The sequence below is a fragment of the Sphingobium fluminis genome (genome assembly GCF_037723805.1).
Classification (GTDB): Bacteria; Pseudomonadota; Alphaproteobacteria; order Sphingomonadales; family Sphingomonadaceae; genus Sphingobium.
In genome coordinates this window covers 234,950-241,299 of the sequence record NZ_JBBJUK010000005.1, presented here as the reverse complement: position 1 = coordinate 241,299, position 6,350 = coordinate 234,950, and the positions used below count along the sequence as shown (strand labels likewise).

Below are 6,350 nucleotides of genomic sequence, written 5' to 3'. Positions count from 1 at the left end.
CATTGTGACCAATCCCCCAAAGGCCGGCGCACCCCGGCAACAATCGCTGCGATTCCGTACCGACAATGTGAAGAGCAGCTATTGCAACATGTGCAATGCGACGAGCACGCGTGAGGAAGTGGTGCTGAATTTCGGGGTCAACCAGAATTGGGACCAGCCCGGTGTCGCGGCGGAGTTTCTCGACGTCGATCTCGAACATCGGGTCATCCTGAGCCCCTTCGCCGCCAAACGGCTGAGCCAGGCCTTGCAGCAACTGATGCACGATTATGAGCAGCGCCATGGCGCGTTGAGTTGAGGCGTCGACGCCCGTGAGCGCCAACAGCTTCGCTTCGCAAGCGGACGCCGCACCGCAGGACGGGGCCGATGCCGCCTTATGGACCGCGCTCGCTGCCGCACCGGACGCCGCCAGCTTCTGTCGCGCCTGGCTCGACCTCCAGTGCCGGCGCACGGCGGGCGCACTGACCGGGCTCGTGCTCCTGCGAAGTCCCGAAGGCACATATGCGCCGGCCGCGCTCTGGCCTGATGCGCCGGTCGGACTGGACCATCTGCGCGCGATCGCCGAACGCGCGCTGACCCTGGGTCAGGCCGTGATCGAAAGCGATCCCGATTTCCCCGCCCGCACCGGCATCGCCTATCCGATCGCGGTTCAGGGCGAGAGCCACGGTGCCGTCGTTCTTCTCGTCACAGGCGGGGGCTCCGCGATCCTTCAGCAACTGGTGCGCGAACTGCACTGGGGCGTGGGATGGATCATGGCGCTGATCTGGCAACATCGCGCCGAAGAACAGGGCGCGCATGGCCTTGCCACATCGTCGGCGCTCGACGTGCTGGCCGCCGTCGAAGAACATGCCTCGCTGCACGAAGCGGCCATGGCGCTGTGCAATGCGCTCGCGGTTGCGCTGAACGCCGATCAGGTGTCATTTGGCCTGATCCGCGACGATCGGGCCCGGCTCACCGCCACCTCGCATGGCGCGTGGTTCCGCAAGCGATCCGACATATCGGAGGCGATCGAGGCGGCAATGGACGAAGCGCTCGATCATGGCCGCACCACCGCTTTCCCCGCGCCGCAGGGGGATAGCGCGATCATATTGCAACAGGCGCGGCTTGCCGCTTCGGCCCATCGCGACGCGATCGCCTCAATCCTCGCGCAGGATCGCGGGTTGCCGGTGGGCGTCATCACCATCGAGCGCAGCGGATCCGGTGCCGAACTCGCCGGCCGCGACCTGATCCTCGCCGAAGCCGTGGCGGGGCTGGTCGCGCCGCTGCTGGCGCTCAGGGCGCGCGAGGAGCGCTGGGTGAGCGGGCGCATCCGCACCAAGAGCATCGACGGGCTGAAGGCGCTGTTCGGCCCCCGCCGCCCGCTGGCGAAGGCCATCGGCGCGGCGACGCTGGTCGCGCTTATCATCCTGCTCCTGCCCGTCTCGCATTTCCGCGTCGGTGCCGACGCCACCCTCGAAGGCAGGGTGCAACGCGCCGCCGCCGCGCCATTTTCGGGCTATATCGCCCGCTCTTACGCCCGCGCCGGCGACATCGTGCGCGAAGGTCAGGTGCTCGCTACCCTCGACGAGCGCGATCTCAAGCTCGATCAGGCGAAATCGGCCGGCGAGGTCGAACAATATGACCGCCGCTATCGCGAGGCGCTGGCCAAGCATGAGCGCGCCGACATGAACCTGTTCGGCGCGCAGCTGCGTCAGGCCCAAGCGCAGCTGAGCCTGATCGACTACCGGATCGCGCGCACGTCGATCACCGCGCCGCTTTCGGGCGTGCTGGTGTCGGGCGATGTCAGCCAGCTTGTCGGCACCCCGGTCAAGGAAGGCGAAGTGCTGTTTCAGGTCGCGCCGCTCGAAGGCTTTCGCGTGGTGCTTCAGGTCGAAGAGACCGATCTGCCCTATCTGTTCGTAGGTCAGCGGGGCCGGTTCGCGCCGACGGGGCTGGCGGGCGACACGGTGAATTTCACCCTCTCCAAGATCACGTCGGTGACCGAGAGCGAGGACGGCAAGAACAGGTTCCGCGTCGAGGCGCAGCTCGACGGCGACGCGCCGCCGACCCTTCGGCCGGGCATGGAAGGCGTGGGCAAGATCACCATCGACCGCCGCTCGAAACTATGGGTATGGACCAGAGGATTGCGCAACTGGCTGCGCCTGTTCCTCTGGAAATGGCTGCCCTGAGGCCGGCCCGGTGGGGAATCCATTCAACAGCGCCTCATGGTATAGCGTCGCCCATCTGCGGCCGCGCCTCAAAAGCCATGTGCGCGTCCGCCGCCACCGCTATCGCGGCAAGCGCTGGTATGTGATCGACGATGGTGCAGCGGGCCGGGCGCATCGCTTTGCAGCGGGCGCCTACGGCCTGATCGGACGGCTCGACGGACGGCGGAGCGTGGCTGAGCTGTGGGACCGGCTGGTCGATGAAATGGGCGAGGAAGCCCCCAGCCAGGACGATGTCATCCACGCGCTCGGGCAGTTGCACGGTGCAGACCTGATCGCCACCGATACCCTGCCCGACACCGCCGAGCTGCTGGAGCGCGGCAAGACCCAGCGTCGTCAGCTCTGGGTCCAGAATCTCAAAAGCCCGATGTCGATCCGGGTCCCGCTGATCGATCCCGACCGCTTCCTCGAACGGGCCATGCCATGGCTGCGGCCGCTCTTCAGCTGGGCGGGGTTGCTGCTGTGGCTGGCGGTGGTGCTGCCCGCCGCCGCCATCGCCGCCTCGCACTGGACCGAATTGACCCATGGCCTGATCGACCGGGTTCTGGCGACGCAGAACCTGCTCGTGATCCTGCTTTGCTATCCGGTGGTCAAGACAATCCACGAACTGGGCCATGGCTTCGCGGCCAAGGCCAATGGCCGCGAAGTGCGTGAAATGGGGGTCATGCTGCTGCTGTTCTTCCCCGTTCCTTATGTCGACGCCTCGGCCGCCAGCGCGCTGCAAAGCAAATGGCAGCGCGCCTTCGTCGGCGCTGCCGGGATGCTGAGCGAATTGTTCGTCGCGGCGCTCGCCACCTATGCCTGGGTGTCGCTAGAACCCGGACTGGCGCGGGCCTTCGCGTTCAACGTGATGCTGATTGCCGGCGTGTCCACCATCCTGGTCAACGGCAATCCGTTGCTGCGCTTCGATGGCTATTATATCTTGGCGGACGTCATCGAGATCCCCAATCTCGGGCAAAAGGCCAATAAATATTGGGGCCACCTGATCGACGCGCATATTTTCCGCACGCATGGCGCATTGCCGTTCGATGCGACGCGCGGCGAAAGACTGTGGCTGGCTTTCTATGCCCCGCTCGCCTTTGCCGCGCGCATGGTGATGCTGCTCGGCATCGCGATCGTCATGGCGGAACGCTTCTTCATCATCGGCGTCCTGATCGCGCTGTGGACGATATGGACCGGCATCGGCCTGCCGGTGTGGAAGATGTTCAAACATGTGTTTTCCGGGCCGGCGCTCCACGGCAACCGCAAGCGCGCGGTGCGGATCACGCTCGGTAGCGTCACGGCGCTGGCGCTGATCCTGTTCGCCCTCCCCGCGCCGCATCATGCCTATACCGAAGGCGTGGTCTGGCTGCCCGAAGCGGCCCATGTACGTGCCGGGTCGGATGGCGTGGTCGCCAAAGTCGCGGCGCAGGAAGGCGCGCTCGTCCGCGCGGGCCAGCCGCTCGTCCTATCCACTCATCCGGCGCTCGAAGCGGAAGTGGCGCAACTCGCCTGGCAGGCGCGCGAAATGCAGGCGCAGGCCGACTCCGAACTGGACGGCGACCGCGTCAAGCGCGAGATCAGCCAGGTCAGACAAAGCGAGATCGAAAAGAAGCTGGCCATCAAGCGACAGCAATTGGGCGAACTGGAAGTGCGCGCCGGATCGCCGGGGCGTTTCCTGTTATCGGCAGCGCCCGCCGACGACCTTCCGGGGCGTTTTCTGCAAAAGGGCGACCTGATCGGCTATGTGACGCCCGGCCATGCCGACGTCGCCCGGATCGCGGTGGCGCAGGCCGATATCGATCTGGTGCGCGATCATCTGGGGTCGCTGCGGTTTCGGCTCGCCAACATGCCGGGGCGCAGCTTCGACGGGCATATCGTGCGGATCGTACCCGGCGCGACCCGCGACCTGCCGAGCCGTGCGCTGGCGACCGAAAATGGTGGCCCCTTCCCCGTCGACCCCCGCGACGCCAAGGGAAGGACCGCGCTCAACCGCGTGTTCCTGTTCGACATCGATCTGCCCAAAGAATTGAGTCAGGTGCCTTTTGGCACAAGGGTGTTCGTGCGCTTCACGCTCGACTGGGAGCCGCTCGGCTGGCAGGCCGTGCGCCGGGTCAGGCAAATGCTGCTGGCGCGATTCGATGCCTGACCTGATCGCCCTGAAATCGCGCGGCCGCGCCCTGTGGCGTGAAGTGCGCGACGATCGCCGCCCGGTGATCGCCCCCTATCCCGAGCGAGGCCCGGCAAAGGGATGGCAGTGGGACCGGCCGGTCGACCTGATCCTGGGCAAGGCGATGACCACCCTGCCCTGGTCGGCACGCCTGCTGATGGCGCGGGCGGAGCGGATCGCGGAAGAATCGGCGGCGCTGCGCGATCTCGACGACGCAGCCCTCGACGCCCGCTGCGCGGACGTGCGACAGGCGCTGCGTCGCGAGGGGCTGCGCGAGCCACTGGTCGATGAATGTTTCGCTTTGATCCGCGAGGTCAGCGGGCGGGAACTGGGCATGTGGCATTTCCCGGTCCAGCTCATGGGCGGCCTCGTCATGCTGCGCGGCGGGATCGCCGAAATGGCCACTGGCGAAGGCAAGACCATTACCGCGCTGCTCCCCGCCATCGCCGCGAGCCTGGCCGGGATGCCGGTCCATGTTTTCACCGTGAACGACTATCTCGCCGAGCGCGACTCCGCGAAACTGCGCCCGGTCTATGCGCGCTTCGGCCTCGATGTCGGGCTGATCGTGCACGAGGTGGAATTGCACGAGCGCGCGGCGATCTACCGCGCCGACGTGGTGTATGGGACCAACAAGGAAATTACCTTCGATTATCTGCGCGACCAGCGCGCCCTTGGCGGCGTGCGCGGCGCCACCCGGCGCAAGGTCGCCGAACTGGCCGGTCGCCGGAGCGAGCCGCTGACCCTGCGTGGCCTGTATTTCGCGGTGATCGACGAAGCGGATTCGATCTTCATCGACGAAGCGCGCACGCCGTTGATCCTGTCGGCCGAAATGCCGGCGGACGACGACGGGCTGTTCATTTCGGCGCTGGAGCTGGCGGCCCGCCTGGTGGCGGGCGACCATTACACCATCCGCGCCGCAGCCCGCGCCGTGGAGCTGAACGAGCGCGGACGGGAGGAGGTCGCCGCACTGGCGCAGGGCCTGCCCCACACCCCGTGGCGCATGCGGCAGGCGCGCGAACAACTCGCCAGCCAGGCGCTTGCCGCTCTGCACCTGTTCCTGCGCGATCGCGAATATGTGGTGATCGACGACAAGGTCCAGATCGTCGATGAATCCACTGGCCGCGTCATGGCCGATCGGTCGTGGGAAGCCGGGCTGCATCAGCTGATCGAGGCGAAGGAGCGCGTAGCGCTGACCGGCACGCGCAACACCATCGCGCGCATCACCTATCAACGCTTCTTTCGCCGCTATTTGCGGCTCGCGGGAATGAGCGGGACGATTCGCGAGGTCGCCGACGAACTATGGGCCGATTATGGCGTTCGCGTCGACGCGGTGCCGCGCAACCGGCCAAACCAGCGGATCGATCGCGGGCATGAAATGCATCGCGACGCTGCTGCCAAATGGCTGGCCGTCGCGCAGGCCGTGGCATCGGTGCAGCGCGGCGAAAACGGGCGACCCGTGCTGATCGGGACGCGCTCGGTCGGCGATTCCGAGGCTGTATCGGCCGCGCTTGCCCAGGCGGGGATCGACCATCGCGTGCTCAATGCCCGGCAGGATGCGCAAGAGGCGGACATCATCGCCGGCGCGGGCCATGTTGGTGCCGTGACGGTCGCCACCAACATGGCCGGGCGCGGCACGGACATCGAACTGAGCGATGCGGCCAAAAAAGCGGGCGGGCTGCACGTCATCCTGACCGCCTTCCACGAAACCTCGCGGATCGATCGCCAGCTCTATGGCCGCGCGGGGCGGCAGGGCGATCCCGGCACTACCCAGGCCATCACCGCGATCGACGACGAACTCTATGCCGGATATGCGCCTTTCTGGCGGAAAATATTGCAGTCTTCGGTCAATTCATGGCCGATCGCCGGAGGCCCTGCCGACTGGCTGCGCCGGGCGGCACAGCGCAGCGCCGAGCGGCACCATGCGGTCACACGCCGCCAGACCGAACTGTCGGAAGATCGGCTGCGCAAGGCCATGGCGTTCACCGGCCGCGACTGACGCG

The 6,350-nt window shown here is 66.7% G+C and carries 4 protein-coding genes; all 4 read left to right on the top strand.

Features of this window, described 5'->3' with window-relative positions; translation table 11 throughout:
- Window positions 1-4: 4 nt before the first annotated feature.
- Genes WG907_RS14605 through WG907_RS14590 form a run of 4 tightly spaced genes read left to right on the top strand, consistent with a single transcriptional unit; the run spans window position 5 to window position 6,346 of the window.
- A complete protein-coding gene (locus tag WG907_RS14605) occupies window positions 5-295 on the top strand; it encodes a DUF3467 domain-containing protein (RefSeq protein WP_340233915.1) in 291 nt (96 codons plus the stop codon).
- 13 nt (window positions 296-308) lie between these two features.
- Entirely contained in the window at window positions 309-2,165 is a 1,857-nt protein-coding gene (locus WG907_RS14600; RefSeq protein WP_340233913.1) for an efflux RND transporter periplasmic adaptor subunit, read from the top strand.
- Between the two features lie 10 nt (window positions 2,166-2,175).
- A complete protein-coding gene (locus tag WG907_RS14595) occupies window positions 2,176-4,329 on the top strand; it encodes a peptidase M50 (RefSeq protein WP_340233912.1) in 2,154 nt (717 codons plus the stop codon).
- Window positions 4,322-6,346 (top strand): preprotein translocase subunit SecA, encoded by a 2,025-nt coding sequence (locus WG907_RS14590; RefSeq protein ID WP_340233911.1) that lies wholly within the window; start codon window positions 4,322-4,324, stop codon window positions 6,344-6,346. Before WG907_RS14595 ends, WG907_RS14590 begins: the two co-directional genes overlap by 8 nt.
- Window positions 6,347-6,350: the final 4 nt, after the last annotated feature.